A 26,416-nucleotide genomic window follows, 5' to 3' on the forward strand; every position below is an offset into this window, starting at 1 on the left:
CCGCTCACACCGCCGCATCCAGAAAGGCCTCGCTGTACACCAGACTCATGAGACCAAAGACACCGAAATTTCCATCATCGGATGCGAATGACTGCTGAACGAAGGGCTGCAGCGCGGGTTCGAGCCCCGCGGGTGGGCCCCGGACCTCATCGGCCCAGAAATGATTCAGGCCCTGTACCGAATCCACCAGGAGTCCCGTGGAAATACCTTCCAGATCCACGACGATGACCCGCTGGTTCTTTGGATCAGCGGCCAGGGCGTTGCCGAACAACATCAACTGCAGGTCGATCACCGGCAGCAGGTTGCCACGCATGTTTGCGATACCCTTGACCCAGGTCTTGATATGCGGAATCTGGGAAAGTGAGGGTGGCGTAATCACCTCCTTCACCTCGGTCATGGGGGCGAGCAAGGTATGCTGGCGCAACTGGAACGCGATACCGACCCATTCCTCGCGCACCGCCTCCAGTATGGGCAGACCCGCAGCCAGCCGCATCGCCCTCTGCTGCATTCCGTAAAGCAACTCGATCACCTTGCGGCTCTCTGCGCTGGACATGATCGTCTCCGGTCAACCGGACAGTTGCGAACGAACGCTCTTCAGTAATTCCTTTTCCTTGACCGGTTTGACCAGATAGCCCTTCGCACCCTGCCGGCTCGCCCAGACCTTGTCGGTCGGCTGGTCCTTGGTTGTCACCATAATCACCGGAATGCGGGCTGTCTGGGGATCGTTGGAAAGCTGCCTGGTCGCCTGAAACCCGTTCAGGCCCGGCATGACAACGTCCATCAGGATCAGGTCGGGGACATCGTTGCGAGCCTTCTGAACGCCTTCCTCTCCGGACTCGGCAACCGCGATATCATATCCCGCCTTCTCGAGGATCTTCCTGAGCACGTGTATCTCGGTCGGGGAATCGTCAACGATCAGAATACGGGTCACTTTCTGCCTCCCGGTTACAGGTAAATTTTCACAGCTGCGCCCTCTCGGATCCCGTCTTGCCGTCCCGGCGCTCCGACCGGCAATTGAGCAAGTTACCGCTTGAGGTATTCCCTGATGGCACTCAACAGATCGTCCTTGCTAAATGGCTTGGTCAGGTACTGCTCGGACCCGACAATGCGCCCCCTCGCCTTATCAAAGATGCTGTCCTTGCTCGACAGCATGATGACGGGTGTACCCCTGAACTCACGATTGTTCTTGATCAGGGCGCAGGTCTGGTAACCGTCCAGACGCGGCATCATGATGTCGACGAATATCAGGTCCGGTTTGTGCTCGGCAATCTTCGACAACGCCTCGAAACCGTCGGTTGCGGTAATGACCTCGCAGCCCTGCTTTCTCAACAGCATCTCCGCAGTCTTGCGGATGGTCTTGCTGTCGTCGATGATCATCACCTTGACGCCGGCGAGATCCTCTGTCGCCATGTCTGCATTCGCGCTCACATCAGCCCCGATAGAGTGGAAAAGATCCGGAGAAATCCCGACCGCCAGACACAAGAAACCGCAATTCAGAGTTTGCTAATTCTTTAACGCACCTGACCCAAGAGGTCACGATCCGTGCCAACACGGAGGAAGCGGCTCATTAGTAGGAGAATATAGGACAATTACGAAGAAACGGCGACCGCCCGCAGTGCAAAGCGGATAAAATGACCTAATATTCCGACGTGGCCGACTCACACCGGCGCACCGTACCCGGAAATCCTTTCCCGAGGGAAGTGGCGCAAACCGACACACCCATGCAGATCGAGATCGCCGTGATCATGGACTCCATCGGGTCCATCAAGATCCACAAGGACAGTACGTTCGCCATGCTGCTCGAGGCGCAGCGCAGGGACTGGGGCATACAGTACCTGGAGCAGGACTGTATTTTCGTACAGGACGGTGTGGCCTTGGGCAGCATGCGGCCGCTTTCGGTTGCCGACGATCCCCGGGGCTGGTTCGAGTTGGGCGCCACCGCGGAGCGCCGCTTGTCCGATTGCGCAATCATTCTCATGCGCAAGGATCCCCCCTTCGACATGGAGTACATCTACACCACCTATGCACTGGACCTTGCCGGCGAGGCGGGGGCGCTGGTCATCAATGCCCCGGCCGCGCTGAGAGACTGTAACGAAAAGTTGTCTACCGCCTGGTTCCCGCAGTGCTGCGTACCGACCTTGGTCAGCCGGGAGCAGGACCGCCTCAGGGAATTCATCCGCACACACGGTACGGCGATCCTGAAGCCACTCGATTCGATGGGCGGCGAGTCGGTATTCCGGGTGGCCCGGGGAGACCCAAACGCCAACGTGACCATCGAGACCCTGACGAACCACGGCAAGCGGACCATCATGGCGCAGCGCTTCATACCGGAGGTGGAACAAGGCGACAAGCGGATCCTGCTCATCGACGGGAAGCCGGTACCCTGGGCGCTGGCGCGAATCCCCGTAGAGGGAGAGGCGAGGGCCAACCTGGCGGCCGGAGGCACCGGCGAAGGGGTCGCACTGAATGATCGCGACCGGTGGATCTGCACCCAGGTCGGACCGGAACTGAGCAGACGAGGCATCCTGTTCGCCGGCATCGACGTGATCGGCGAGTACCTGACCGAGGTCAACATCACCAGCCCGACCTGCATTCGCGAACTCGATGCCCTGTACGGACTCAATATCAGCGCCGAACTTCTCGATGCGGCCGAGCGCCGGCTTTCGGAACGCTCCGAGCCCCGGACATGAGTCGGGTGCCGCCCCGACCGGCGAGATGAACAGGAGGCCGGCATGATCGGACACGCCATCGGCACGGGCGAGTCTTCGGGGAACATCCTACCCCTGTCCCTCACTGTAGCGGCTGCACTGCACGCAATCGTGATCTTCGGTGTTGGCTTCGGCGTCCCGCGCGACCCGGCACCCGCATCAGCCTCGCTGGACGTCATCCTGGTCCAGACCGAGGCCGAAGAAGCGCCCGAAGACGCGAAGCGCATCGCACAGGCCGCGCAGCAGGCGAGCGGACAGATCGATGAGGCACGACACCCCACCAGTCCGGTATCGAGCCCCAGTCCCCTGCCGATGGCCGGGATGTCGCCATTCAGGACCGAAGACGCCAGCGCCGCGGACGTAGAGAACCGGCAAAGCGTCGTCACCTCCGTGAGTCCATCTGACTATCGTGAGTCGAGCCAGGAGTCCCCAACGGAAGAACTGCGCCGGGAGCTCGACACGTCGCAAACGGAAGATTCCCGACAGACGGAGATCGCCAGGCTCACCGCGGAGCTGGCGTCCCGCGAGCAGCAGTTCGCGCAACTCCCACGGGTCAGCTTCGTGGATTCCCTCAGCGCAAAGAGCGCACCCGAGGCTCAGTACGTCCGAGAGTGGGTCGACAAGGTCGAGCGCGTCGGCAACCTCAACTATCCGGACGAGGCCCGGCGCAGACAACTGGGCGGCAGCCTGATCCTGCACGTACTCCTCAATCACGACGGCGATATCCTCAACGTGGAGATCGGATCTCCATCCGGACATCAGGTACTCGACGACGCGGCCACGCGAATCATACAGCTCGCCTCTCCCTTCAAGGCGTTTCCCGAAGCACTGCGAGAGACCACGGACCGACTGATGATAACGCGCACCTGGCTGTTTCAGGCCGGAGAAACTCGCCTGACGGAGTAGCCGGCCCCATCGAACCCCCCCGACCGCGGCCGCTTGTCAGCATCCCCCGATCGGGCACATACTATCCACTATGGACGTCACGGACACCGTTCGAACGACTGATCGAGACGGATGCAAAGCAAGACGCGCGGACTGGGTATACCCGAATTCAACCATGAGGGCCGGGGGAACCGCGTGACGCGGCCAAGCGACGTCACCAGCGGTGGTTCCGCGATCCCCCGATCGGGAAGCGATACGTCACCGGTGCATCGGAAAACCGACCGCAATCCGGTTTCCCTTTTCCGTCGATCGCACTGCGGCCTCCATTCACCACGCACCTGTTGAGCGCAATGGACTCCACCCTGTTTGCCAATCACTTCCTCATCGCCATGCCGAACCTGGCCGACCCGAATTTCGCGCAGACGGTGACGCTGGTCTGCGAACACAACGATCAGGGCGCCCTGGGCATCGTGATAAACCGGCCCACGGACCTGACGCTGACCGACCTGGTGGAACACCTGGAAATCCAGCAGGGCACATCCCTGCTCGAGGACGTCACGGTATATTCCGGCGGTCCGGTGCAGATGGACCACGGTTTCGTGCTTCATCAGCCGCTGGGTCACTGGGAATCGACGTTGGCGATCGACACGGACCTCGGCCTGACGACGTCTCGGGACATCATTGCCGCCACCGTATCCGGCAACGGCCCGGAACGGCAGTTGATCGCCCTGGGGTATGCGGGTTGGGCGCCCGGTCAGCTGGAGCGCGAGATCGCCGACAACGCCTGGCTGACGGTCCCCAACGACCCTGATATCGTATTCCTGTTGCCGAGCAATGAACGCTGGCGCGCCGCGGCGGAAAAACTGGGTGTCGACCTGAACCTGATCGATGGAAGCGCCGGTCATGCCTGAGTACCGGCACCGGATCGATGCCTGCCACTCGACATCGCCCTGCACGGCACCCTCTGTCGATGATCCGGGTCGTCCTGGGCTTTGACTACGGTAGACGCCGCACCGGTCTGGCCGTGGGTAACATGTCGACCGGTACCGTGACCCCGCTAAGGACCATTACCAGCGTGGGTGGCGCACCCGACTGGCATACTATTGAAGGGATGATTTCGGAATGGTCTCCGGACGCGCTCGTGGTCGGCGAGCCCCGCGGTGAGGCGCGGTCCGGGGGTACCAACGATGCGATCCTCGCGGAGATCGGCAGATTCCGTCGAGGCCTCGGGAAACGCTTCGGGCTCCCCGTCTTCACCGTCGACGAAACATTGAGTTCGGACGAGGCCTATCACCAGCTCAGGATTCGCCGCCGCGCAGGCATCCGGCGGTCCATTCGCCGTGGCGATATCGACAGGGTCGCCGCCGCGCTGCTGCTGGAGACATGGATGAACACCGAATCGGGAACAGACCCGCAATCCACGCAATGAACGACAGCGTAGACGAACTGCTGGAACGGATGCAAACCGACCTGCGCGCCCTGCTTCGCGACCTGGGTCGGGAAGACGTCCTCATGATTGGTATTCACACCGGTGGGGCCTGGGTCGCAGAGCGCCTGCACCAGGACCTTGGCCTGACCGATCCCCTGGGGCTGCTCGACATCTCCTTTTACCGTGACGACTTCAGCCGGCTGGGCCTCAACCCCAGGGTGCGTCCCTCGCAACTGCCGCTGAGCGTGGACGGGCGGCATATCGTACTGGTGGACGACGTCCTCTATACCGGACGCACGATTCGCGCCGCACTGAACGAGATCTTCGACTACGGGCGGCCTGCGAGTGTCACGCTGGTGACACTGATCGATCGCGAGGATCGGGAGCTACCGATACAGCCGGAGATCGTCGGACGCAAACTGCACCTCGGGCGCCACCAGCAGGTAAAGCTTTCGGGTCCGTCCCCGCTCACGCTGGCCGTGGTGGACGTCGATGACAATGGATCCGGGACAGGATAGACGATGACTTCCGGTACACCCGACACAAGGGTGGCGGAAACCATCCCGTTTCCGGTCAGCAGACAGCTCACCGAGGACGGTCGTCTGCGGCATTTTCTCACCATCGAGGGCCTGCCCTGCACGCTGCTCACCAGCATCCTGAACACAGCGGAATCTTTCGCGGGCGTGGATGGGCGGGCAGTCAAGAAGGTCCCGCTGCTGCGCGGCAAAACGATCGTCAACCTGTTCTTCGAAGCCAGCACCCGAACACGAACGACCTTCGAGCTCGCGGCCAAGCGATTGTCGGCAGACGTCATCAACCTGAACATCAGCGCCGCCGCGACGACCAAGGGCGAGAGTCTGCTCGATACCCTGCGTAACCTCGAGGCGATGCACACGGACATGTTCGTGGTCCGCCACACCGACAGTGGTGCGGCGCATTTCATCGCTAGACACGTCGCCCCGCACGTGCGGGTCATCAACGCCGGCGACGGCCGCCACGCGCACCCGACCCAAGCCATGCTGGACATGTTCACGATCCGACGGCACAAGGGCGACTTTCGGGACCTGCGGGTAGCGATCGTTGGGGATATCCTTCATTCGCGCGTCGCGCGCTCCCAGATACTGGCACTGAACACACTAGGCGCAGCAGAGGTTCGTGTCATCGCCCCACAGACGCTGCTGCCGGCACAGGTTGAAACGCTCGGTGTCCATGCGTTCTCCGACATCGCTTCCGGACTCCGGGACGTGGATGTCGTCATCGCGCTGAGATTGCAGAACGAACGCATGAACGGCGCGTTCCTACCAAGCAAGCACGAATACTTCCAACGCTACGGCCTGACGCCCGGTCGCCTCGAGTTCACCGCGCCGGATGCCATCGTCATGCACCCCGGGCCGATCAATCGCGGCGTAGAAATGGACTCCGAAGTGGCGGACGGGGAACGCTCGGTCATCCTGCAGCAAGTGACCTTCGGTATCGCGGTCAGGATGGCCGTGATGTCGATGGCCATCGCCTCGACGGCGCCGGGTGAGCGATGAGATTTCGCATCGTCAACGGAAGAGTCGTAGACCCGGCCACCGGCCTCGACGCGGTGACGAACCTGTACATCGAGAAGGACCGTATCGTGGGGGTGGGCTCCCCGCCCGCCGGGTTCGCCGCCAGCCGCACCATCGGTGCCACCGGCAAATGGGTGATTCCGGGCCTGGTGGACCTCGCCGCGAGGCTGCGTGAACCCGGTCAGGAGCACAAGGCGACCATCGAGTCCGAGACGCGCGCGGCAGCCTCGGGCGGTATCACCAGTCTGACCTGCCCGCCGGATACGAAGCCGGTCGTCGATTCGCCCGCCGAGGTCGAACTCATTCAGCAACGCGCCGCGGACGCCGGCTACTGCCGCGTCTACTCGCTGGGCGCGCTGACCAAGGGGCTGGAGGGACGGGCCCCGAGCGAGATGGCAGCCTTGAAGACAGCCGGTTGTGTCGGGGTGAGTCAGGCCTTGAACCCGATCGCCAGTCCGCTCGTGCTTCGACGCGCGATGGAATATGCGGCAAGCACGGGGCATAAGGTGTTCCTTCACCCGCTGGACTTCGACCTGATGGACCACGGTTGCGCCCATGAGGGTGCGGTCGCGACCCGGATGGGGCTGTCGGGAATCCCGGAAGCCGCGGAAACCGCGGCGCTCGGTCAGATGCTCGCCCTGATCGAGCAGACCGGAGCGAGCGTCCACTTCTGCCGCTTGTCTACGACTCGCGCGGTACGCATGGTCGCGCGTGCCCGATACGACGGGCTTCCGATCACCGCCGATGTCTGCGCCCACCAACTCTTCCTGACAGAGATGGACGTGTCGGACTTCAACAGCCTGTGCCACACCATCCCGCCCCTGCGCACCCGACGTGATCTGGAGGGATTACGCACCGGTCTGGTGGACGGCTCCATCACCGCGGTCTGTTCGGACCATCAACCGCACGAACCCGACGCGAAACGCGCGCCGTTCGCACAAACCGAGCCGGGCGTCTCCGGGGTAGAAACCCTGCTGGCGCTGATGCTGCGGCTGGTCCATGAAAACCTCCTTACCCTGACCGAGGCAATCTCCCTGGTCACCCATGGCCCGGCCTCGATCACCGGCATCGACGGCGGCACACTGTCGGAAGGAAGCCTTGCCGACATCGTAATTATCGACCCCGATGCGGCATGGGAGTTCGTCCCCTGCAGGATGCAGAGCTGCGGAAAGAACTCGCCGTTTTCGGGCTGGGAATTCACCGGACGGGTCACTCACACCTTGCTGGGCGGCAGAATCGTCTACAAGGCCGAGCCGCAGGCATGAGCCTCCCGAGTTGCGGCACGATCTTCCTGGAGGAGGGACGGATCCAGCGGCATCTGACCTGTCCGGGGGAGCAGTACATCCTTCGGCTGGAGGCGCCGCGTTGCGCGGCCGCCGCAGGCCCGGGGAGCTTCGTCCACCTTCGCTGCGACCCCCTGCTCGCCATGCGGCGACCGTTCTCGATCATGCGGAGTTCCCGGGACGCGGGCTGGATCGAGGTCCTGTACAAGGTAGTGGGTCGCGGAACGAGAATCCTGGCACAACGCAGGGAAGGGGACAAGATCAGTTGCCTGGGCCCGATCGGCAAAGGTTTCTCCGTACCACCCGCAGCGTCATCGTGCGCCCTGATGATCGGCGGTGGCGTGGGTATCCCACCAATGATCTTTCAGGCGGAACGACTGCGCGATCTGGCACCCGGGAAACTGCTGGTTCTGATGGGCTCCGAAGTGCCGTTCCCCTTTCCGCCCGTACCCTCGCGCATCGTGACGCGAGGCATGCCCGACGGGACCATTGCTGCATTGCCGCTACTCGAGGAGAAGGGCATCCCGTCGAGACTCGCGAGCCTGCAGGGTTATCCCGGCTGTTACCAGGGATACGTAACCGATCTCGCCAAGCGCTGGATCGCTGAGCGGGGACACACGGAGGACCTCGTCGTCTACGCCTGCGGACCTCATGGCATGCTGGAAGCCCTGGCGGGTCTGTGCCGCCGCTTCCGGATTCCATGCCAGGTCTCGCTAGAGGAGTACATGGCCTGCGCCATCGGCGGATGCGCCGGCTGCGTCGTCGAGGTCGAAACCGCCGAAGGCACGGCCATGAAGCGCGTCTGCGTCGACGGACCGGTATTCGAGGCCGATACGGTCTTCCCGGCGTGATGCGCCTGCAGGTTACAGATTCGGCAGTACCACACCCGGCGCCTGTCAACCTGGACCGAAGCTGAAATCAGAATTTTTTGACGTCGAGGTCGTCCATGTCATCGTCCTCATCTGGATCATCGCCCTCGTCGCCGAAGGCATTTCGCATCATCGAGAGTGTGTCCATAGCCTGGTCGGGCACCTCTTCCTCGCCTTCCATCGCCGCATGGGGGTCGACGTCCGACCCCGCCTTCGGGGACTCCTCGATGACGTCGTCCGGGAACTGAAACGATTCGACCTTATCCTCGAAGCTGTCCTCGCCACCCCCAAAATTGATCCGCCACTCCAGATTGCCGCGGGAATCCGCATTGGCCAGGGCCGCCTGCAGATTGATGCGCTTCATCCGGTACAGTTCCAACAACGACTGGTCGAAGGTCTGCATCCCATTGACCGATCCCTTTTCCATGACCTCCTTCAATGCCCCCATCTCCCCCTTCTTGATGAGTTCGGAGCTGTAGGGCGTGTTAACCAGCACCTCGACCGCCGGGACCCGCCTGCCGTCCATCCCCACGACCAGGCGCTGTGACACGATACCGCGGAGATTCAGCGACAGGTCCATCAGAATCTGCTGCCTGGCGTCCGAGGAAAACAGGTTGATGACCCGATCGAGCGCCTGATTCGCGTTGACGGCGTGAAGGGTCGTCAGGCAGAGGTGGCCGGTGTCGGCGTAGGAGATCGCCGCCGCCATGGTCTTGCGATCGCGCACCTCGCCGATCATGATCAGGTCCGGGGCCTCGCGCATCGCCTCGCGCAGCGCATTGTCGTAGGAGAGCGTGTCGAGACCCACTTCGCGTTGCCCGATGATCGATTTCTTGTGGGCGAATACGTACTCGATCGGATCCTCGATCGTCAGGATGTGGCCCGCGTGGTGGGCGTTGCGAAAATCGAGCATCGAGGCCAGTGTCGTGGACTTGCCCGAGCCGGTCGAGCCGACCACGATAATCAGCCCGTTCTTGTGCCCGACGAGATCCTTCAGCACCGGCGGCAGCGAGAGCTCCTCCAACGTCGGGATGATCGACTTGATGAAACGGATGACGAGCGACACCTCGCCGCGCTGCCGGTAGATGTTGACACGGAACCGGCCGATCCCTGCGATGCTGAGACCCAGGTTCATCTCCTTGGTGGCCTCAAACTCGCGGATCTGCGCCTTGTCCATCAGGCTGTAGGCGATCTCCCTGGTCACACCGGGATCCAGCGCACTGCGGCTGACCGGACGCATCTCCCCCTCCAGCTTGACGCTCGCCGGGGCGCCGGTGGTGAAAAACAGGTCGGAGGCATTCTTGTCAGACATCAATTTGAGATACGGAGTGATGTTCATAACGCTGTCTTCCTTCGGGACCTTAGGCGATTTCTGTCAAATGACATACCATCCTGCTTGTCTTTTCGTCCGTCCTCCGTGTTACGACAACCGTTCCATCGTTCGACGATGCGCCGGTTGTCGCGCCTTGATGACGAACGAAAATCCGGCGCAATCTGGTATGCCATTTTCCGGCAATCGCCTACATCAATCCGGATTCCTCCTGCTTGGCTTCCATCTCGAGCCCGCCGAGGGTCGTGTCACCCGGCATCGCATGCTTGGCGATCGTCCCCTCCAGCTTGATGCGCAGGCGCAGGTCGTTGACCGAATCGGCATTGCGCAGGGCGTCCTCGTAGGTGATCTTGCCCTCTTCCAGGAGCTGGAACAGATGCTGATCGAAAGTCTGCATTCCCTGCTCGGTGGATTTCTTGATCAGGCTCTTCATCTCGTGCACTTCGCCCTTGAAGATCAGGTCGGACATCAATGGCGTGTTGAGCATGACCTCTACTGCGGGGACCAGACCCTCGCCCTCGGCCTTCGGCAGCAGGCGCTGTGAGATGACCGCCTTCAAGTTCAGCGACAGGTCCATCAGCAACTGCGAGCGCCGCTCCTCGGGAAAGAAGTTGATGATCCGGTCCAGGGCCTGGTTGGTGCTGTTCGCATGCAGGGTGGAAAGGCAGAGATGGCCCGTCTCCGCGAAGGCGACGGCGTGGTCCATGGTCTCGCGTTCGCGGATCTCCCCGATCAGGATGACGTCGGGGGCCTGGCGCAGGGTGTTCTTGAGCGCGACCTCGTAGCTCTTCGTGTCGACGCCGACCTCGCGTTGCGTGATCAGGCAGTTCTTGTGAGGATGCACGTACTCGACCGGGTCCTCGATCGTAATGATGTGACCGTAGCTATGTTCGTTACGGTAACCGATCATCGCCGCCAGCGAAGTAGACTTACCCGATCCGGTGCCGCCGACGAAGATCACCAGGCCGCGCTTGGTCATGGCGATGTCGCGCAGGATCTTCGGCAGGCTCAGGTCCTCGAACTTGGGGATCTCGCTGGTGATCACGCGGATGACCATCCCCGCGTTTCCCTGCTGGGTCAGCGCGCTGACACGAAATCGCGAGACCCCCGGCATATTGATGGCGAAGTTGCACTCCTGCTTCTCCTCGAACTCCCGCGCCTGCTTGTCGTTCATGATCGCACGCACCAGGACCTGGGTATGGGTCGGCGTGAGGGCCTGATTGGTAATCGGCATCATCTTTCCGTCGACCTTGATCGACGGCGGTGCCCCGACGGTGATGAACATGTCCGACCCGTTCCTGCCGATCAGGGTCTTGAGCAGGTCGTGCATGAAACCTATCGCCTTGTCTCGATCCATATCTCGTCACCTCACTGGCACGCAAATTCAGTGGACAAGGGGGAGCGACCGGCGCGCCCCTCAGAAGGTCTCCTTGTTTGCCGCCTTGCGGCGCGCCTCCTCCCGAGAGATCAGGCCCCGGGAGATCAGCTCCTTCAGGTTCTGGTCCAGCGTCTGCATCCCGGTGCCCTGGCCCGTCTGGATCGCCGAATACATCTGCGCCACCTTGTCCTCGCGGATCAGGTTGCGTATGGCGGGGGTACCGATCATGATCTCGTGCGCCGCGACGCGTCCGCCGCCGATCTTCTTGCACAGCGTCTGGGAGATCACGGCCTTCAGGGACTCCGACAGCATGGACCGCACCATTGACTTCTCGGCTGCGGGAAACACGTCGACGACGCGGTCAATGGTCTTGGCCGCCGAGCTGGTGTGGAGGGTGCCAAAGACCAGATGTCCCGTTTCGGCCGCGGTCAGCGCCAGGCGGATGGTTTCCAGATCGCGGAGCTCGCCCACCAGGATCGTGTCCGGGTCCTCACGCAAGGCCGAGCGCAACGACTCATTGAAGCCGTGCGTGTCACGGTGCACCTCGCGCTGGTTTACCAGGCATTTCTTGCTCTCGTGGACGAACTCGATCGGGTCCTCGATCGTCAGTATATGCCCGTATTCACTGTCGTTCTTGTAGTCGACCATGGCGGCAAGCGTGGTGGACTTTCCCGAGCCCGTCGGGCCCGTCACCAGCACAATGCCGCGCGGATAGGACGAGATGTCCTCGAAGATCTTCGGGCAGTTCAGTTCCTCGAGGGTAAGAATCTTGGTCGGGATGGTGCGGAAAACAACCCCCGCTCCGCGGTTCTGGTTGAACGCATTGACCCGGAAGCGCGCCAGCCCCGGGATTTCGAACGAGAAATCGGTTTCCAGAAACTCCTCGTAGTCCCTGCGCTGCTTGTCGTTCATGATGTCGTAGACCATGCCGTGCACTTCCTTGTGCTCCATGGCCGGCACATTGATTCGGCGCACGTCGCCGTCCACGCGGATCATCGGCGGTACACCCGCCGAGATATGGAGGTCCGATGCATTGTTCTTGACGGAGAAGGCGAGTAGTTGGGTTATGTCCATGGTCTCGTCTTTTTAGGGGATACGGTGGCCTTGGAAGCAGGTCCGGCCGGGATCGGGCGCCCACGTGGGATCAGGGAGGGAAACGCGCTTGCACCCTCCCGCGCCGAACCGCCACACCCTCGCTGCTCAAATAAGGATAGTATTGTTTTCATGATTTGGCGGGACACGACGCCGCCCCGTCCTCCCCTGTCGAGCAGATCCCGGGGCATGAACTCCATTGTGGAAAATATCGAACGCGTCAGGCAACGGATTCGTGCCGCCGAGGTCCGCTTCGGGAGGCATCCGGGCAGTGTGCTGCTGCTAGCCGCGAGCAAGGCACGCAGCATCGCAGAGATCCGGGTGGCAGCAGCGGCGAGATTAGCCCACTTTGGCGAGAACCACCTACAGGACGCCGCACTCAGGATGGATGCGTTGTCCGACACCGACATCGTCTGGCATTTCATCGGCCCGATCCAGTCCAACAAGACGCGCGAGATCGCGGCGCGGTTCGACTGGGTGCACAGCGTGGACCGACTCAAGATCGCGCGGCGCCTGAGCGCGCAGCGCCCCGCCGGCACACCGGCGCTCAATATCTGTGTACAGGTCAATCTCGAGCTCGAACCCACCAAATCCGGGGTTGATGCCAGCGAGCTACCGAACCTGGTTGGTGAGATCGCCGGACTGGACCGGCTGCGCCTGCGCGGACTGATGGCGATCCCTCCGCGAAGCACGGACCCGCAGACACAACGTGCGCGCTTCGCCGAGGTCCGCCTGGCCCTCGAATCGCTGCAGCGGCAGGGGCTCGCGCTCGATACGCTGTCGATGGGCATGTCTGGCGACCTCGAAGCGGCGATCGCTGAAGGTGCGACGATCGTCCGGATCGGCACGGCCATCTTCGGGCCACGTCCGACATAGCACGGGGGATCAGGAGTCCCCGATCCGCGATGCCGCGTCGTCCGGATCGAATCTGTCGTCCGCGACCAATACAAAGTAGAATTACCGCCTTTCCGATCTCAACCCGATATCGCAGTACGACATTACTCGATGACGACCGAATCCCGATACCCGCACATCGCATTCATCGGTGGCGGCAACATGGCGCGCAGCATCATCGGCGGGCTGCTGGCGGACGGCTGGCGCGACGACAGGATCGGCATTGCGGACCCCGACAGTGCCCAGAGAGAACTCCTGCGCACGCACTTCCCGGGGACAAGACAGTTCACGGACAACCGCAGTGCAGTCCAGGGGAGCGAGGTCGTGGTGCTTGCCGTCAAGCCACAGGTCGTACGCCAGGTCGCCATCGATTTGTCCGGGGTCCTCTCCGATCGTTCCGCACTGGTGATCTCCATCGCGGCGGGTATCCGCTGCCAGGACCTCGACCGTTGGCTGGGCGGGGGACACCCCGTCGTGCGCTGCATGCCGAATACGCCGGCGCTGGTGCAATCGGGTGCGACCGGCGCCTATGCGAATCCCGAGGTCGGTGACGGACAGCGGGAGACGGCCGAGCGCATCGTACGCGCCGTGGGCCTATGCTTCTGGTTCGAGGACGAATCCAAACTCGAGGCTGTCACGGCGATCTCCGGGAGCGGCCCCGCCTATTTTCTGATGGTCATGGAAGCACTTGAGGCGGCCGGTGTGTCGCTGGGACTCGACGCGGAGGTCTCACGGCTGCTCACCCTGCAAACCGCATTCGGCACGGCGAAGCTCGCCCTGGAAAGTGGCGAGGATGCCGCCGCGCTGCGCCGACGCGTCACCTCTCCGGGCGGCACCACCGAACGCGCGGTCGAACAACTGGAACGGGGCGAGATTCGCAAGGTGATCGGGTTTGCAGCGCAGGCCGCCGCCAAACGCGTACGAGAGATCGAGGAAGCACTCGGCAAGGAGGATCAACTATGACCGGTGTCAGCGCTGAAATACTCGATTTCCTGATCAAGAACCTGTTTTCCCTGTATATCGGTGCGGTCGTCATCCGGTTTCTCCTGGCGTTGACACGCGCCGACTTTTACAACCCGATCTCCCAGTTCCTGGTGACGATTACGAACCCCGTGCTGGTTCCACTTCGACGCATCGTCCCAAGTATAGGCTCCATCGATACGGCCTCTCTGGTTCTGGCATTCGGGCTCAAGCTGATGGAACTCGCACTCAGGATCTGGCTAGTCGGCCTTAACGCCAACCTCGCCACGCTTGCTTATCTGGCGATTGTGGGCATAGCCGTGCTGGTGGTCTGGATATACATATTCGCGGTAATCATCCAGGCCGTCCTGAGTTGGGTCTCTCCCGGGGCTCAGTACTACAATAATCCGCTGACCTCACTGCTACAAAGCCTGACGGCCCCCCTGCTACGTCCCGTTCAGCGTTTGATTCCATCCGTCGGGGGCCTCGATCTTTCGCCGCTTGTCGTACTGATCGGACTAAACATCGTCCTGATCATTCTGAAATCCCTTTAGGCGATTGCCGGAAAATGGCATACCAGATCGCGCCGGATTTTCGATTGTCATCAAGGCGTGACAACAGGCGCATAGTCGAACGATGCAACTGTTGTCGCAACATAGAGGACGGACGACAAAGACAAGCAGGATGGCATGTCATTTGACAGAAATCGCCTTAGCTCGCTCTTCCCTCCTCCATGACTACGGGCGTGGAGCGAACCGGTGTAACATTGAACCTCCCGGTGACCTGACGACACACGAATCACAACCACTGATCGACTGGAGATGGAGATGGAGATGGAGATGGAGATGACAAGCAGATACTTCCTGCGTATCGGACTCTTGCTACTGATTTCGCTGTGCGTAGCCAAGGGGGCATTCGCCGCACAGGCCACCGATTTCGGTGACGTGGTGGTGCACTACAATGCCGTTCGCACGGACTTCTTCAACCCGCAGATCGCGCGCGCCTACGACATCAAGCGAAGCAAGAACAAGGCATTGCTGACGATCACCGTACTCAAGAAAGAGCTGGATCTACCCGCGCAACCGATGAAGGCCAGCGTCGAGGCAGAGGCAATCAATCTCTCCAATCAGCTCAAGTCGTTCAGTATGCGCGAAATCACCGATACCGGCGCCATCTACTACATCGCCGAATTCCCTATCACCAACGGCGAGACCCTCGATTTCAGCATCAAAGTGACGCCTGAAGGCGGGCGCACGCAGACAGTCAAGTTCCGTCAGGAATTCTTTACGCAATAGTTTTCCCCCTCGGACTTCGAGATATCGCGGCCGATGCGCGGGAATCCCGGTCGCGGAGGTCGAAATGTCGTGCTATCTTCATCGGATCGACTGCCGCAATAACGATGACAAAGAATAGGGGGAACACATGCCCGCACAGCAAAAGGCTGCAAACGCGAACACCAAGAAGCCGCCGACAAAGACCGAGATTCTCAATCACCTGGCGAAAGAAACCGGTCTGGCGCGAAAGGACGTCAGCGCGGTTCTCGATTCACTGGGGGGATTGATCGAAAAGAGCCTGAAACCACGTGGCGCAGGCGTTTTCAACATGCCCGGTCTGATGAAGATCAAGGTCGTCAAGAAACCGGCGACCAAGGCGCGCAAGGGCATCAATCCATTTACCAAGGAAGCAACCGTCTTCAAGGCGAAACCGGCACACAAGATCGTCAAGATCCTGCCCCTCAAGGCCCTGAAAGACATGGTTTGAGGCAACGTAAGGCGATTACGTGAGTTTCAGACTACCCACGGTCCGGCGGATTTCCGGGCCACGTCCCTTCCCCCGCACCCTCACGCTAGTCGATACCCAGTGCCTCGCGAACCGCCAGCTTGGCACGGATAAAGTCGCGGTGCGGCACGTGCAGCAGGTTCGCGATCTTGCGAATTCGATGCTCCTCGTACTTGTCCAGCCGTCTGTCCGCGTAAGCCACGCGCCACATGTCCGTGATGAGATGCACCTTTCGCTCGGGAGTAAAGGCCTTGTTGACCCTGGTGAGGAAGGGATACATCGAGTGTCCGCTGTGGTGTGCCGCGCGCGCATCTTCCATCAGTGTGCGGACATCCGTCTCGGTAAAACCGAATCGGTTGCGCAATGCGGTGGATATGGCGTCGAGTTCTTTCTCGCGGATCTCGAAGTCCGCGTACCCGACCTCGAGCAGCAGGGCTGCGGCCGCCAGCGGCAGGTCGGTGTCGTCCTGCGCGCCGGCGCCAGCGGAAGAAGACTCTTTCGCGGAAAACAGTTTCCTGAGTGCGTCCAGCATGATCTAGTGTCCTGTCCCTGTCACCATTGCGAATTCAGTCAGCCTGTCACCGATCACGGACACTAAGGCGTTTTCTGTCAAATGGCATACCATCCTGCTTGGCTTTTCGTCCGTCCTGTGTGTTGCGACAATAGTCACATAGTTCGACTATGCGCCTGTTGTCGCGCCTTGATGACGAACGATCCCGGCGCGGCGCTGTCCCTGCTTTGTTTGGGCACCGGTCTTGGGCTTCCTGCCCAAGCCGTTCACTGCTTCGCAGCTCACCCGGCGCGATCCGATAGACCATTTTCCGGCAATCGCCTAGTTTGCGTCCCTGCGATAGTGGTAGATCCCGTTCTCGAACCCGGTGAAAAACTGCCAGATCTTCGGGTGATCCACCGGGCCGTCCCTGGAATCCGGTTCAAGGTTTCGCTCGGCGACATAGGTCTCGGTACCTTTCCCATCGACAAGTACCCGATACCACGGCCGGTCTCTGGGAGGACGGCTGCGCGCAACGTCCGCATACCAGGCATCGGTACCCTGAAAGACGGGGTCCACATCGTAAACCACACCCCGGTACTCGAACAGTCTGTGCTGAACCAGTTGTCCAATGTGGAAGGCTGCGCGACTCATGAAGCTCCTCCCGAAGCCAGGGGCTCGACACACCAGAGTATAGAAAAGTTCCATCGTCAGGGCGCTTGCAGGGCGCCACACCCGTTCGCAAGGCGTTGTCCGGAAAGGACAAACGGGGCCGCACCACCAGCCTTGCGAGACCGGGCAGGGGCGCCGGTGGCCTCATGATACAATTTCCGACTACGATTCGGGAGCGGCCCCGGCGGATCCGGGAATGGTATGCTTCCCGCATTGCAACCCAGCAGGTGGATTGAAAATGTCAATGGACAGACACGTCGATGTCGCGATTATCGGGGCCGGCACGTCGGGCCTGAACGCGATGGCGCAGGTACGTCGGGCAGGGAAATCCTTCGTTCTCATCAATGGCGGCCACCTGGGTACGACCTGCGCGCGTGTGGGCTGCATGCCCTCCAAGGCGTTTATCCAGGTTGCCGAGGACTTTCACCGCCGGGAGGTCTTCGACCGTCATGGCATATCCGGCGAAGAACGGCTCGACTTCAGCATGGAAGACGCCCTCGATCATGTGAGAGACATGAGGGACATCTTCGTCGATCGCGTGATGGGCAGCAGCACCGACGATCTCGGCGACGAGTTGGTCGACGGGTACGCCCATTTCCTGAAACCTAACGTTCTCGAGGTCAACGAGACGCGTGTCATCGCGGATCGCGTCGTCATTGCCACGGGATCGCGCCCCTTCGTTCCCCGGGCGTGGGAAGAGGGGTTCTGCGATCACATCCTCACCACGGACGAGATCTTCGAGCAGGAGAGCCTGCCGAAATCAATCGCGGTCATCGGCCTCGGTGTCATCGGCCTGGAACTTGGACAGTCACTCAGCCGTTTCGGGCTGGAGGTCACCGGCTTCGACCAGGTCGACACGATCGCCCGGCTCAGCGACCCCGTCGTGGCCTCGGAGGCCATCTCGATCCTGGGCAAGGAATTCCCGCTGGTCCTGGGACAACCGGCCAGGGTGGAGAAGGAGGGACGCCAACTGCGTGTCACCGCGGGCGACAAGAGTGTCGTGGTGGAGAAGATACTCGCCGCCATGGGGCGAAAACCCAATCTGGAATCCCTGAAGCTCGGCGACCTCGGTATCGAACTCGACGCAAAGGGCCTACCGCGGTTCGATCCGCGGACGATGCAGATCGAAGGGAATCCCATCTTCCTTGCCGGTGACATCTCCGGCGAGCGCCCCATCCTGCACGAGGCCGGGGACGAGGGGAAGATCGCCGGTTACAACGCCTCGCACGATACCGTTGTCTCCTTCCGGCGCAAGACGCCGCTGAGCATCACCTTCAGCGACCCGAACATCGTGCAGACCGGCATGGAGTGGTCGGAGCTTGCCGGGCGCGACGACGTTGCCGTCGGCGAGATGCGCATGGGACCGGTGGGGCGGGCGCTGATCATGGCGAAGAACAAGGGCGTGATTCGGGTGTATGCGGAGAAGCAGGGAGGGCGTCTGCTGGGAGCGAGCCTGATTGCCCCGAGAGGCGAAAATCTGGGGCATCTGCTCGCCTGGTCCATCCAGCAGCGGGCGACGGTATTCGACCTGCTTCGGATGCCATTCTACCATCCGGTAATCGAGGAAGCCCTGCAGGCGACGCTGTACAACCTGGCAGCAAACGTCGAGGGCCCACAGACCTCCCCGATCCGCGAACTCGAGATGGCCTGAGCGCCGGGACGTAATCCGATCATGAGCAATCCTTCTTTATCCCAGGAACAACGCATCCTCATCGCCATGCGCAAGACGCTGGGAAAGATCGTCAGGGAAACTACACCCGATCCGGGGTTCCGGCATCCGCTGAGTCAGGGCTGCATCGACGACATCCGCGCCTGTTTTGCACTGATTGCCTCCAGAGAGCGCGAACTCGTCGAGGAGGCGGGCATGGAGATCAAGGAGCGCCCCCGCTTCGGCGACGAGCCGAAGACATCCACGGTGGTTCCGATATCGCGCATCGGTAAGAAACCGACCGGCGACAAGTCCGATTGACAGGAAGTTTCGAGGCCGCAAGGAGTGAACACGATGACAGGCTATTCCGAAGAGCAGCGCCGCGCCCTCGGCCAGGCCGTGGTCCACACCCTGGACGAGTGGGGACTGAGCGCGGATGACATCATCACCGTGCTCGCGCTGCCCAAAAATACCCGCACACGCCATGTGGAGAAATACCGTCAGGGTAACACCGCGCTGCCTGACGATGACGCAATCTTCAAACGGGTGGAACACCTCGCCGGGATCGCGGATGCACTTCGTACGACCTACCCGCTGAACCAGAAGGTGGGCCTGATCTGGCTGCGTTCCCCGCATCGCCGTTTCCGTCGGCGCAGCCCCCTGCAGGTCATCGTGGACGACGGCATCGACGGACTCATCAAGATACGTTCCGAGGTCGATTGTGCCTGGAGTTGGCAACTCACCGGTGGGACCGACAATGAGACGCCGGATCACTGACCCCCCCAGTCCCCCTTCCGCACATATCCCTTTCGATATATACTTTCCCCGTCAGCCCATATCTCTTTTGGGCAGACAGGTCCCGTAACAGCATCCTCTTGCGATCCTGTCACCGGGCAATTCAGTGGGTTTTACCCCCTTTTCAGGCTGTCGAAACATGACGCAGCATCTGAGCGTATCCCGGGCCGCACGACTGGCTGGGGTCAGCAGGAGCGAGATTCAAGGAAGGATTCGCGGCGGGCAACTGCATACCTTCGAAGGCAAGGTAGCGATCGATGACCTGCTCGGCACCTACCCAGGCATTGAGCTGGAGGACAGTTCCGTACTGGAGCGCATGGCGCGAAACCGGAAATTTGCCGTCTACAAGCAACCCGACGTCAGCTTTCACAAGCGCAATCTCGTCGAGGAAATCGGCCAACTTCGTCTCGAGGTGGAGCATTCACGCGCGGAACTCGAGCACTACAAATCCCTCGTGGCCTCGATGAAGGAACGCCTGGAGTCGATTCAGCGCAGTTCCGATTGCACGCGCGAACAAAAGCTGGTGCTCCAGGCGCTGGTCAGCTGGATGATCGCCAACACCCAACGCCGCGTGTAGCACCTTCACCGGGCCCGGCTGGTAGTAATCGTTGCACCGGCGCCCATCCCTGGCACAACCGCCGCACTCGGATCCTGACGCCGTCATCGCTCTTACCCACCGCACCGGTATCGCACCCACTTCCCTGACGCAAAGATGTGCCTGATCGTCCTTGCATGGAACACCGTCCCCGGTTACCGGCTCGCGCTGGCGGCAAACCGGGACGAGTACGTCTCCCGTCCGACCTCGCGGCTCGACTTCCATGCGGACGCCCCACACGTCCTGGCTGGCCGTGACCTCGAGAAAGGGGGTACCTGGCTCGGCGTCACGCGTCGCGGGCGTTTCGCCGCGGTCACGAATTTCCGGGGGGCCGCGCCGGTGCCCCCCGATGCCCGTTCACGAGGTCTCGTGGTGTCGGAATACCTCGAATCGCGTGATCCACCGCAAAAGTTCCTGGATCGGCTTCGACTCCAGAGGTCCCACTACCGTGGATTCAGTCTTCTAGCTGGTGACACTCGCGAACTGTGGAATTACCACAGCCCAAAGGACCAATTGCACCGCCTGGAGGCAGGCATTTACGGTCTGAGCAATCGGGAACTCGACTCACCCTGGCCCAAGGTGCTCAAGGCCAAGGCCGCGCTGAGCAAGCTGATCGACACGAACTCGATCAGTGCTGAAACCGTCTTCGAACTGCTGGGCGACCGTTCGCGCCCGCCTGACGCGGACCTTCCGGATACCGGTGTCGGTCTGCAAGTCGAACGCCGGCTCGGTTCCATCTTCATCGATACCGCTGGATACGGGACCCGCAGTTCCACGTATCTGACGCTGCGCGATGACGGCGAAGTTACCATGACGGAACGGACGCACAAACCAGCGGCCCGCCCCGATCGCCATTTCGTCTTCCGGATCGACGTCGGGAGATGAGGCGAATTCTGTCAAATGACAGTCCATCCTGCTTGTCTTTGTCGCCCGTCCTCTGTGTTGTGACAACAGTGACATGGCTCGACTTTGCGCCTGTTATCACGCCGTAAAGGCGAACGAAAATCCGACGTGTTCCGGTGGATTCTTTAGCGCCAATCGCCTAAATTCGCTCTACATTGCCAAGGGTTCGTTCCGCACGGGTTCACCGCCACCATGGCCAGTTACCAAAAGTCCGAGATTCCGGTTCGCGTCGAACCGATTACGCCCGAGACCAAGTGCGGCTACTGCACGAACTCCAAGTGCTGCACCTATGTCACCCAGCAGATCGACTCACCGAGGAGCAAGAGCGATTTCGACCATCTGCTCTGGCAGGTGTCCCACGAGAACGTCAAGGCCTACAAGGATTCGGACGGCTGGTACCTGCTCCTGGATTCACGCTGCAATCACCTGCAACCCAACGGCTTTTGCGGGATCTACGAGCAGCGTCCCACGATCTGCAGGGAACACTCCAATGACTACTGCGAGTTCGACGCCCCGGCCGAAGACGGGTTTGACTTCTACTTCGAGGACTACGAGTCGCTGCTGCGCTACTGCAGGAAGCGCTTCAAGCGGTGGGACAAGAGATAGTTCGGCTCAATCCGGCAGAATCTCGCTGAAGTCCGCGATCGCGGGAAACTCTCTTGTGTCTTTCTCGCCGAGCGTGGTGTCGGGCCGCTTCACTGCGATCGTCCAGGCAATGCCACTGCGGGCGGCCGCACGCAGTACCGAGAGATTGTCATCCACCAGCAGGGCGCGCTCGGGATTGAAAGGCTGGTAATTGCGCAGCAACGGCCAGAACGCGGCGCTTTCCTTGGGTTCGCCCAGATCGTGCGAGACGATCAGGCGGTCGAAATACCGGCCCAGTTCGGTTTTTCGCAGTTTGAGCTCCACGCTGCGCCCGTGGGCGTTGGTCAGCAATATCAGGTTTCGACCACTCTCCCGAACCGAGGCCAGAAATCGTTCCGCGTGTGGATGTACCGCGATCTTGTGCGAGACCTCGTTCTTGAGCGCGGTGATGTCGAGATCCAGTTCCATGCTCCAGTAGTCGATGCAATACCATTGCAGCGTACCCTCCACAGAACGGTATTTGCTCAGCAAGGCGTCACGCGCGTCTCCCGGGTTCAGGCCGTGCTTTTCACCGTAGCGAAGGGGAACATGCTCAAGCCAGAAGTAGTTGTCGAAATGCAGGTCGAGCAGGGTACCGTCCATATCGAGAAACACCGTTTCTATTTTTTTCCAGTCCAGCATTGTCCCGGGATCCGGTCGTCTTACATCGGGGTCCAGCACACCGCTACGCGGAACCGTCGCCCGCCGGCAGGTGCATCGTTGCAAGAGTCTACCAAGTAGAGCGGCTCCAGGTGGTAGCGGCGCCGGCCACGGTTGCGGGATGAGGCGATGGGCCGCAGAATCCCCCTTCATCCGGAATGAAAACAGGAATCAGGAAGCGTGCACAGAAACCCGGGGAATCGAACACATCTTTTCGTAGTAAACCGAGTACTGGCGCGCCTGCTCGGCGCGGCGATTCTCGTATCCCTCACCGCATCCGGAAGCGCCGAAGAACCGGAGTGGCCGGATGACGAGTCCGGCCTCGATGTCCGTGCGGTCAACGAAGGGGAACTACGGTTTCTCGACAAGCCGCCGGGCAAACCGGTTCATCGCCATCACAATCGCATGGACATCCTGCCCTCGAGCCTCGCCGATGGCTGGGTGAATCTGAATCAATGCCACGCTCACCTCGATCCCGTCCCCGACACCCAGATTGTCTATCACCCCGATCGCATCCGCGGACTCAGGATCGTTTCCGTCTCAGGTATCGGGACCGCCCGGGTCGAGGGTCACTCGGTACAGATGAAGGACATCCGGCGCGACGCGAAAATCTGCATCAATGCCGAGACCCGCGCCCTGACCGCGAACGGGAAGGGACGTTTCCTGCTGACCAACGGGCCCTTCAAGCGGCAATTTCTGGACGGCTTCTACCCGATGCACGTCACGATGGAGATCCGATTTCCGGACGACTGTCTCGCGTTTCGGCGCGTGAAACCCGAACCGGAACCCGGGTTCCGGTTGACCAGGGACCAGGGAGCGGTGCACATTGACGCCTGGTTCGAGGGGCGATTGACTACCGCCATCGAATTCGACCGACTCGCTGCACCCGGCTCCGGTCCCGACGGGTGCTGAACACCGCCGGGGGAATTGTTCCGTTTTCCATGCCTGAGAATCCGAAGATACTCGAGAAAAGGACTATCGCCCGAACGAGGATCTTTCGGGTGGAGGAACTGGATCTCGAATTCTCCAACGGCAACCGCGCCCGGTACGAGCGCATCAAGGGCGGGCGTCGCGGCGCGGTCCTCGTCGTGCCCGTGCTCGACCATGAGACGGTGTTGCTGATCCGCGAGTACGCCGCGGGGACGGGCCGATATGAGCTTGGATTTCCCAAGGGACGTATCGAGGAAGGCGAAGACATCCTGCAGGCGGCGAACCGCGAGATCATGGAGGAAACGGGCTACGGTGCGAACCGGCTTGAACAGCTTGCCACCTTCAGCCTGGCGCCGGGATACATCGGCAGCGTGACCCATGTGGTGCTTGCGCGAAACCTTTACGAGCGGCGCCTTCCGGGGGACGAACCCGAGGAGATCGAGGTGATCCCCTGGCGCATGGATGGCATGGCTGAACTCCTGCGCCGCGAGGATTTCTCCGAGGCCCGCAGCATCGCGGCGTTCTACATGACGCGCGACCGCCTGAGTGGGGGTGGCGAATGATCCCTGCCCTGCCGGCACGGGAGCTCGACGAACTGCGCGATCGGGCCATCGGCGCCGCGATCGACGCGGGTGACGAGATCCGCCGCATCTACAATGGCGACTACCACGTCCGCGAAAAGTCCGACAAAACCCCGGTCACGACCGCGGACCTCGCGGCGAACGGAATCATCGTAGCGCGCCTCGGCGAAGCGACGCAGGGGTTACCGATCCTCGCCGAGGAGTCCGAGAGGCACCCGTACGAGACGCGTTCGACCTGGAAACACTACTGGCTCGTCGACCCCCTCGACGGGACGCGGGAATTCATCAAGGGAAATGGCGAATTCTGCGTGAACATCGCCCTGGTCAGCGCTCATGAGGCTGTGATCGGTGTCGTCCACTCGCCGCTCAGCGGGACGACCTGGCATGCCATCATCGGCGGCGGCGCCTGGAAGCGATCGAAGGACCGTCGGGATGGGGCCATCGCCACCCGCAGGACGCCCGGTTCGCGTCCGACCGTGGCAGGCAGCCGTTCGCACGCGACCGGACGACTCGGCGTCTTCCTCGGAGCACTCGGCCCTCACGAGCTGATTCCCATGGGCAGTGCCATAAAGTCCTGCCTCGTGGCGGAAGGTGCGGCTGACATCTATCCCCGGTTCGGACCCACGTCCGAATGGGACACGGCCGCAGCCCAGTGCATCGTCGAGGAAGCGGGCGGCCGTATGACCGACCTGCGCCTTCAGCGGCTGCGCTACAACACGCGCGAGTCCCTGACCAATCCCTCCTTCGTGGTCGTCGGCGATCCGGGGTTCGACTGGCGTTTCGCGCTCGACGCGGTCACCTGATCCCCCCCGCACTGCCTCAGCCAGTTTTGCGCAGCGGATTTGCTGTACTCACCCGGACTCAACACGGGGAATCCTGCCGCCAGAACGCAGGCATAATACATAGAATGCAAATCCGATTAACAATCCAGGCTATTCGGCAGAACCTATGGGTGAATTCGGGCTCCGGTAGCGCGCCAAGTGCGTGATGCAAAGCGATTTCGGCACCATGATAGGTCCGGAATCCGAATGATTTTCTCGACGTCAGTTTTACTCTGGTGTCGAAGCCCTCCACGACGCCGCTGGAGAGCTGCCCTTTGGCATGGAACCAGATGAGCAATAGCGTCCGATGGCCGCGCAGTATTCGGGCGACTTTCTTCATCGGTTCGATCTTCGATCGCATTGTCTTGGTACACCATTTGTTCAGGAACCGGCCTGCCCACCAGGGAGAAATATAGCTCCAGAAAAACTGAAACTCCTCCTTCAGCAGGTAGGCCCGCACCGATCTGAGGTTGTATTGAAGCAACTCGGCCAGCTTGCTCTCCTGTTTGTGGGACAGGTTCTCCGGGCGCCTTTGCAGTAGCCCGCTGGTCTTGGTCAGCACGGGTTCATACCCCTTGGCCTTCAGTTCCTTGACCTCGCCGGCTCGCACCTCGTCGAGCGCCTTGCTGAAGTGCGCCATGATGTGAAAGCGGTCCAGCACATGCACCGCCTGAGCTGCCTTCTTGGCGATGACCTTCAGATACGGCTTCCACATGTCCGAGCAGACATACTTCAGCTCCTGGCCGCGCGGCGCACCAAACCATCGGAAGAAACGCAGCAGGGTCTTTAGCCTTACGGGCTTCGCCAATCTACAGCAACCGCTTGCAGTGACTGTCGATCTGGTAGACCAGCGTCAGGTATTTGTGGCCCTTTTTCCAGGCAATTTCGTCGACCCCGATAGTCTGTACGCCACCATAGACTACCCGGTTCTCTATCGGGGATGGCAGGGTTGAACTTCGTATTCGTTCCGGTAATCGGGAAAAGTGCCTGAATAATTTCGTCGACGCCATAGCGGCGGACTTGATTTCAATGGTGTAGAGTTTCTCTCCGCGATCAACGAGAAGGTCGATCTCGGCTCCGCGGCTCTCGCGGTAGCGATACATGCTCGGCTGCTCGCCACTATGTACCTGCGACTTGAAGATCTCGGATACGACCCAGCTCTCGAATATGGCTCCGCGCAGGGGATGGTGGCGTAGTTGTTCGGGCTCGCTTATTCCCGGCAGGTAGCAGACCTGGCTCTGGCGCAAGGATTACCGATCGCCACGGGCGTCATCGAAGGCGCTTGTCGTCATCTGGTCAAGGACCGGATGGATATCACCGGAGCGCGCTGGGGTCTCGATCGAGCCGAAGCCATCCTCAAGCTGCGCTCGTTGAAGGTCAGCGGCGATCTGACAGACTACATGGAATTTCACTTCCGACAGGAACAGCAGCGGAATTACCCGGGCCCACTGATTCCCGAAGTACTCAATGAGGCGGCGTGAATCCGGTCGTCATGAGGAGTGAGTCGTGTCCTTTCGATTTCTGCCAGAACCCGTTA

Annotated in this window: 32 protein-coding genes and 2 pseudogenes; 23 read left to right on the forward strand and 11 right to left on the reverse strand. The window is 61.1% G+C overall.

The features are described 5' to 3' along the window. Window positions 1–4: 4 nt before the first annotated feature. From LJE91_08615 to pilG, 3 genes are all read right to left on the reverse strand, one after another. A complete protein-coding gene (locus LJE91_08615; protein ID MCG6868772.1) occupies window positions 5–553 on the reverse strand; it encodes a chemotaxis protein CheW in 549 nt (182 codons plus the stop codon). Window positions 554–565: 12 nt separating this feature from the next. Next, window positions 566–931: a response regulator gene (locus LJE91_08620; protein MCG6868773.1), complete on the reverse strand. Its 366-nt coding sequence runs from the start codon at window positions 929–931 to the stop codon at window positions 566–568. 92 nt (window positions 932–1,023) lie between these two features. Then, window positions 1,024–1,410 (reverse strand): twitching motility response regulator PilG, encoded by a 387-nt coding sequence (gene pilG, locus LJE91_08625; GenBank protein MCG6868774.1) that lies wholly within the window; start codon window positions 1,408–1,410, stop codon window positions 1,024–1,026. 311 nt (window positions 1,411–1,721) lie between these two features. On the opposite strand from pilG, the gene gshB reads away from it, so the two are divergent. The 8 genes from gshB (at window position 1,722) to LJE91_08665 (ending at window position 8,709) form a co-directional block, all read left to right on the forward strand. Continuing rightward, window positions 1,722–2,690 (forward strand): glutathione synthase, encoded by a 969-nt coding sequence (gene gshB, locus LJE91_08630; GenBank protein ID MCG6868775.1) that lies wholly within the window; start codon window positions 1,722–1,724, stop codon window positions 2,688–2,690. A 42-nt stretch (window positions 2,691–2,732) separates the two neighbouring features. Beyond that, window positions 2,733–3,614: an energy transducer TonB gene (locus LJE91_08635; GenBank protein ID MCG6868776.1), complete on the forward strand. Its 882-nt coding sequence runs from the start codon at window positions 2,733–2,735 to the stop codon at window positions 3,612–3,614. Between the two features lie 329 nt (window positions 3,615–3,943). Beyond that, window positions 3,944–4,504: a YqgE/AlgH family protein gene (locus LJE91_08640; GenBank protein MCG6868777.1), complete on the forward strand. Its 561-nt coding sequence runs from the start codon at window positions 3,944–3,946 to the stop codon at window positions 4,502–4,504. 59 nt (window positions 4,505–4,563) lie between these two features. Beyond that, window positions 4,564–5,022: a Holliday junction resolvase RuvX gene (gene ruvX, locus LJE91_08645; GenBank protein MCG6868778.1), complete on the forward strand. Its 459-nt coding sequence runs from the start codon at window positions 4,564–4,566 to the stop codon at window positions 5,020–5,022. Then, entirely contained in the window at window positions 5,019–5,540 is a 522-nt protein-coding gene (gene pyrR / locus LJE91_08650; protein ID MCG6868779.1) for a bifunctional pyr operon transcriptional regulator/uracil phosphoribosyltransferase PyrR, read from the forward strand. Before ruvX ends, pyrR begins: the two co-directional genes overlap by 4 nt. Window positions 5,541–5,543: 3 nt before the next feature. Further along, the gene (locus tag LJE91_08655) at window positions 5,544–6,557 is read left to right on the forward strand and encodes an aspartate carbamoyltransferase catalytic subunit (GenBank protein ID MCG6868780.1); all 1,014 of its coding nucleotides are present in this window, start codon (window positions 5,544–5,546) and stop codon (window positions 6,555–6,557) included. Then, the gene (locus tag LJE91_08660; GenBank protein ID MCG6868781.1) at window positions 6,554–7,840 is read left to right on the forward strand and encodes a dihydroorotase; all 1,287 of its coding nucleotides are present in this window, start codon (window positions 6,554–6,556) and stop codon (window positions 7,838–7,840) included. The genes LJE91_08655 and LJE91_08660 overlap by 4 nt, the downstream gene beginning before the upstream one ends. Next, on the forward strand, window positions 7,837–8,709 hold the full coding sequence (locus LJE91_08665; protein MCG6868782.1) for a dihydroorotate dehydrogenase electron transfer subunit: 873 nt from the start codon (window positions 7,837–7,839) through the stop codon (window positions 8,707–8,709). The genes LJE91_08660 and LJE91_08665 overlap by 4 nt, the downstream gene beginning before the upstream one ends. Window positions 8,710–8,989: 280 nt before the next feature. Here the strand turns inward: LJE91_08665 and LJE91_08670 are convergent. The 3 genes and pseudogenes from LJE91_08670 to LJE91_08680 form a co-directional block, all read right to left on the reverse strand. Further along, a pseudogene (locus tag LJE91_08670) lies at window positions 8,990–10,066 on the reverse strand (PilT/PilU family type 4a pilus ATPase). Window positions 10,067–10,247: 181 nt separating this feature from the next. Next, complete coding sequence (locus LJE91_08675) at window positions 10,248–11,414, reverse strand: PilT/PilU family type 4a pilus ATPase (GenBank protein ID MCG6868783.1); 1,167 nt, start codon at window positions 11,412–11,414, stop codon at window positions 10,248–10,250. A gap of 60 nt (window positions 11,415–11,474) precedes the next feature. After that, on the reverse strand, window positions 11,475–12,509 hold the full coding sequence (locus LJE91_08680) for a type IV pilus twitching motility protein PilT (protein MCG6868784.1): 1,035 nt from the start codon (window positions 12,507–12,509) through the stop codon (window positions 11,475–11,477). 207 nt (window positions 12,510–12,716) lie between these two features. Here LJE91_08680 and LJE91_08685 point away from each other — a divergent pair, with 207 nt between their 5' ends. The 5 genes from LJE91_08685 to LJE91_08705 all read left to right on the forward strand — a co-directional run bounded on the left by LJE91_08685 (window position 12,717) and on the right by LJE91_08705 (window position 16,142). Then, window positions 12,717–13,403, forward strand: coding sequence for a YggS family pyridoxal phosphate-dependent enzyme (locus LJE91_08685; protein ID MCG6868785.1), 687 nt, complete (start codon window positions 12,717–12,719; stop codon window positions 13,401–13,403). Window positions 13,404–13,532: 129 nt separating this feature from the next. Continuing rightward, window positions 13,533–14,384 carry a pyrroline-5-carboxylate reductase gene (gene proC / locus LJE91_08690; protein MCG6868786.1) on the forward strand — a complete coding sequence of 284 codons (852 nt, stop codon included), beginning with the start codon at window positions 13,533–13,535 and terminating at the stop codon, window positions 14,382–14,384. Next, window positions 14,381–14,935 (forward strand): YggT family protein, encoded by a 555-nt coding sequence (locus tag LJE91_08695; protein MCG6868787.1) that lies wholly within the window; start codon window positions 14,381–14,383, stop codon window positions 14,933–14,935. The genes proC and LJE91_08695 overlap by 4 nt, the downstream gene beginning before the upstream one ends. Before the next feature lie 291 nt (window positions 14,936–15,226). Next, window positions 15,227–15,676: a DUF4426 domain-containing protein gene (locus LJE91_08700; protein ID MCG6868788.1), complete on the forward strand. Its 450-nt coding sequence runs from the start codon at window positions 15,227–15,229 to the stop codon at window positions 15,674–15,676. Window positions 15,677–15,803: 127 nt separating this feature from the next. After that, window positions 15,804–16,142, forward strand: coding sequence for an HU family DNA-binding protein (locus tag LJE91_08705; protein ID MCG6868789.1), 339 nt, complete (start codon window positions 15,804–15,806; stop codon window positions 16,140–16,142). An 85-nt stretch (window positions 16,143–16,227) separates the two neighbouring features. On the opposite strand, the gene LJE91_08710 is transcribed toward LJE91_08705, so the two are convergent. Further along, window positions 16,228–16,692: a TerB family tellurite resistance protein gene (locus LJE91_08710; GenBank protein MCG6868790.1), complete on the reverse strand. Its 465-nt coding sequence runs from the start codon at window positions 16,690–16,692 to the stop codon at window positions 16,228–16,230. 300 nt (window positions 16,693–16,992) lie between these two features. Continuing rightward, complete coding sequence (hspQ, locus tag LJE91_08715; GenBank protein ID MCG6868791.1) at window positions 16,993–17,304, reverse strand: heat shock protein HspQ; 312 nt, start codon at window positions 17,302–17,304, stop codon at window positions 16,993–16,995. A gap of 262 nt (window positions 17,305–17,566) precedes the next feature. Between hspQ and LJE91_08720 the strand changes: the two genes are divergently transcribed. From LJE91_08720 to LJE91_08745, 6 genes are all read left to right on the forward strand, one after another. After that, a complete protein-coding gene (locus LJE91_08720; protein MCG6868792.1) occupies window positions 17,567–18,973 on the forward strand; it encodes a dihydrolipoyl dehydrogenase in 1,407 nt (468 codons plus the stop codon). Window positions 18,974–18,994: 21 nt separating this feature from the next. Beyond that, entirely contained in the window at window positions 18,995–19,291 is a 297-nt protein-coding gene (locus LJE91_08725; protein MCG6868793.1) for a segregation and condensation protein A, read from the forward strand. Window positions 19,292–19,324: 33 nt separating this feature from the next. Further along, window positions 19,325–19,747: a DUF2384 domain-containing protein gene (locus tag LJE91_08730; protein MCG6868794.1), complete on the forward strand. Its 423-nt coding sequence runs from the start codon at window positions 19,325–19,327 to the stop codon at window positions 19,745–19,747. 157 nt (window positions 19,748–19,904) lie between these two features. Next, complete coding sequence (locus LJE91_08735; GenBank protein MCG6868795.1) at window positions 19,905–20,342, forward strand: DUF3450 domain-containing protein; 438 nt, start codon at window positions 19,905–19,907, stop codon at window positions 20,340–20,342. Between the two features lie 135 nt (window positions 20,343–20,477). Continuing rightward, window positions 20,478–21,245, forward strand: a complete 768-nt coding sequence (locus LJE91_08740) for an NRDE family protein (protein ID MCG6868796.1) — start codon at window positions 20,478–20,480, stop codon at window positions 21,243–21,245. Window positions 21,246–21,455: 210 nt separating this feature from the next. Continuing rightward, window positions 21,456–21,869, forward strand: a complete 414-nt coding sequence (locus tag LJE91_08745; protein MCG6868797.1) for a YkgJ family cysteine cluster protein — start codon at window positions 21,456–21,458, stop codon at window positions 21,867–21,869. Window positions 21,870–21,875: 6 nt separating this feature from the next. On the opposite strand, the gene yrfG is transcribed toward LJE91_08745, so the two are convergent. Further along, window positions 21,876–22,529 carry a GMP/IMP nucleotidase gene (gene yrfG, locus LJE91_08750; GenBank protein ID MCG6868798.1) on the reverse strand — a complete coding sequence of 218 codons (654 nt, stop codon included), beginning with the start codon at window positions 22,527–22,529 and terminating at the stop codon, window positions 21,876–21,878. Between the two features lie 198 nt (window positions 22,530–22,727). Between yrfG and LJE91_08755 the strand changes: the two genes are divergently transcribed. The 3 genes from LJE91_08755 to cysQ are packed head-to-tail and all read left to right on the forward strand — an operon-like array spanning window position 22,728 to window position 24,861. Further along, window positions 22,728–23,459 (forward strand): hypothetical protein, encoded by a 732-nt coding sequence (locus tag LJE91_08755; protein MCG6868799.1) that lies wholly within the window; start codon window positions 22,728–22,730, stop codon window positions 23,457–23,459. A gap of 29 nt (window positions 23,460–23,488) precedes the next feature. Further along, on the forward strand, window positions 23,489–24,040 hold the full coding sequence (gene nudE / locus LJE91_08760; GenBank protein ID MCG6868800.1) for an ADP compounds hydrolase NudE: 552 nt from the start codon (window positions 23,489–23,491) through the stop codon (window positions 24,038–24,040). Then, window positions 24,037–24,861 (forward strand): 3'(2'),5'-bisphosphate nucleotidase CysQ, encoded by an 825-nt coding sequence (gene cysQ, locus LJE91_08765; GenBank protein MCG6868801.1) that lies wholly within the window; start codon window positions 24,037–24,039, stop codon window positions 24,859–24,861. The genes nudE and cysQ overlap by 4 nt, the downstream gene beginning before the upstream one ends. 58 nt (window positions 24,862–24,919) lie before the next feature. On the opposite strand, the gene LJE91_08770 is transcribed toward cysQ, so the two are convergent. Further along, the gene (locus LJE91_08770) at window positions 24,920–25,687 is read right to left on the reverse strand and encodes a transposase (GenBank protein ID MCG6868802.1); all 768 of its coding nucleotides are present in this window, start codon (window positions 25,685–25,687) and stop codon (window positions 24,920–24,922) included. 1 nt (window position 25,688) lies between these two features. Continuing rightward, window positions 25,689–26,126, reverse strand: a complete 438-nt coding sequence (locus tag LJE91_08775) for a DUF4143 domain-containing protein (protein MCG6868803.1) — start codon at window positions 26,124–26,126, stop codon at window positions 25,689–25,691. On the opposite strand from LJE91_08775, the pseudogene LJE91_08780 reads away from it, so the two are divergent. Continuing rightward, window positions 26,127–26,360 (forward strand): annotated as a pseudogene (locus tag LJE91_08780) (ISKra4 family transposase). Window positions 26,361–26,416 lie beyond the last annotated feature (56 nt).

This window comes from Gammaproteobacteria bacterium, assembly GCA_022340215.1.
Lineage (GTDB): Bacteria > Pseudomonadota > Gammaproteobacteria > JAJDOJ01 > JAJDOJ01 > JAJDOJ01.

Excerpts from the sequence above, each read along its gene's own strand:
- LJE91_08735 (MCG6868795.1), top strand. The coding sequence starts at position 19,905 with ATGACGCAGCATCTGAGCGTATCCCGGGCCGCACGACTGGCTGGGGTC.
- hspQ (MCG6868791.1), bottom strand. The coding sequence starts at position 17,304 with ATGAGTCGCGCAGCCTTCCACATTGGACAACTGGTTCAGCACAGACTG.
- LJE91_08710 (MCG6868790.1), bottom strand. The coding sequence starts at position 16,692 with ATGCTGGACGCACTCAGGAAACTGTTTTCCGCGAAAGAGTCTTCTTCC.
- gshB (MCG6868775.1), top strand. The coding sequence starts at position 1,722 with ATGCAGATCGAGATCGCCGTGATCATGGACTCCATCGGGTCCATCAAG.
- LJE91_08665 (MCG6868782.1), top strand. The coding sequence starts at position 7,837 with ATGAGCCTCCCGAGTTGCGGCACGATCTTCCTGGAGGAGGGACGGATC.
- LJE91_08685 (MCG6868785.1), top strand. The coding sequence starts at position 12,717 with ATGAACTCCATTGTGGAAAATATCGAACGCGTCAGGCAACGGATTCGT.
- ruvX (MCG6868778.1), top strand. The coding sequence starts at position 4,564 with ATGATCCGGGTCGTCCTGGGCTTTGACTACGGTAGACGCCGCACCGGT.
- LJE91_08745 (MCG6868797.1), top strand. The coding sequence starts at position 21,456 with ATGGCCAGTTACCAAAAGTCCGAGATTCCGGTTCGCGTCGAACCGATT.
- LJE91_08615 (MCG6868772.1), bottom strand. The coding sequence starts at position 553 with ATGTCCAGCGCAGAGAGCCGCAAGGTGATCGAGTTGCTTTACGGAATG.
- proC (MCG6868786.1), top strand. The coding sequence starts at position 13,533 with ATGACGACCGAATCCCGATACCCGCACATCGCATTCATCGGTGGCGGC.
- LJE91_08705 (MCG6868789.1), top strand. The coding sequence starts at position 15,804 with ATGCCCGCACAGCAAAAGGCTGCAAACGCGAACACCAAGAAGCCGCCG.
- yrfG (MCG6868798.1), bottom strand. The coding sequence starts at position 22,529 with ATGCTGGACTGGAAAAAAATAGAAACGGTGTTTCTCGATATGGACGGT.
- LJE91_08700 (MCG6868788.1), top strand. The coding sequence starts at position 15,227 with ATGACAAGCAGATACTTCCTGCGTATCGGACTCTTGCTACTGATTTCG.
- LJE91_08730 (MCG6868794.1), top strand. The coding sequence starts at position 19,325 with ATGACAGGCTATTCCGAAGAGCAGCGCCGCGCCCTCGGCCAGGCCGTG.
- cysQ (MCG6868801.1), top strand. The coding sequence starts at position 24,037 with ATGATCCCTGCCCTGCCGGCACGGGAGCTCGACGAACTGCGCGATCGG.
- pyrR (MCG6868779.1), top strand. The coding sequence starts at position 5,019 with ATGAACGACAGCGTAGACGAACTGCTGGAACGGATGCAAACCGACCTG.
- LJE91_08655 (MCG6868780.1), top strand. The coding sequence starts at position 5,544 with ATGACTTCCGGTACACCCGACACAAGGGTGGCGGAAACCATCCCGTTT.
- LJE91_08720 (MCG6868792.1), top strand. The coding sequence starts at position 17,567 with ATGGACAGACACGTCGATGTCGCGATTATCGGGGCCGGCACGTCGGGC.
- LJE91_08740 (MCG6868796.1), top strand. The coding sequence starts at position 20,478 with ATGTGCCTGATCGTCCTTGCATGGAACACCGTCCCCGGTTACCGGCTC.
- pilG (MCG6868774.1), bottom strand. The coding sequence starts at position 1,410 with ATGGCGACAGAGGATCTCGCCGGCGTCAAGGTGATGATCATCGACGAC.
- LJE91_08725 (MCG6868793.1), top strand. The coding sequence starts at position 18,995 with ATGAGCAATCCTTCTTTATCCCAGGAACAACGCATCCTCATCGCCATG.
- LJE91_08695 (MCG6868787.1), top strand. The coding sequence starts at position 14,381 with ATGACCGGTGTCAGCGCTGAAATACTCGATTTCCTGATCAAGAACCTG.
- LJE91_08640 (MCG6868777.1), top strand. The coding sequence starts at position 3,944 with ATGGACTCCACCCTGTTTGCCAATCACTTCCTCATCGCCATGCCGAAC.
- LJE91_08680 (MCG6868784.1), bottom strand. The coding sequence starts at position 12,509 with ATGGACATAACCCAACTACTCGCCTTCTCCGTCAAGAACAATGCATCG.
- LJE91_08660 (MCG6868781.1), top strand. The coding sequence starts at position 6,554 with ATGAGATTTCGCATCGTCAACGGAAGAGTCGTAGACCCGGCCACCGGC.
- nudE (MCG6868800.1), top strand. The coding sequence starts at position 23,489 with ATGCCTGAGAATCCGAAGATACTCGAGAAAAGGACTATCGCCCGAACG.
- LJE91_08675 (MCG6868783.1), bottom strand. The coding sequence starts at position 11,414 with ATGGATCGAGACAAGGCGATAGGTTTCATGCACGACCTGCTCAAGACC.
- LJE91_08635 (MCG6868776.1), top strand. The coding sequence starts at position 2,733 with ATGATCGGACACGCCATCGGCACGGGCGAGTCTTCGGGGAACATCCTA.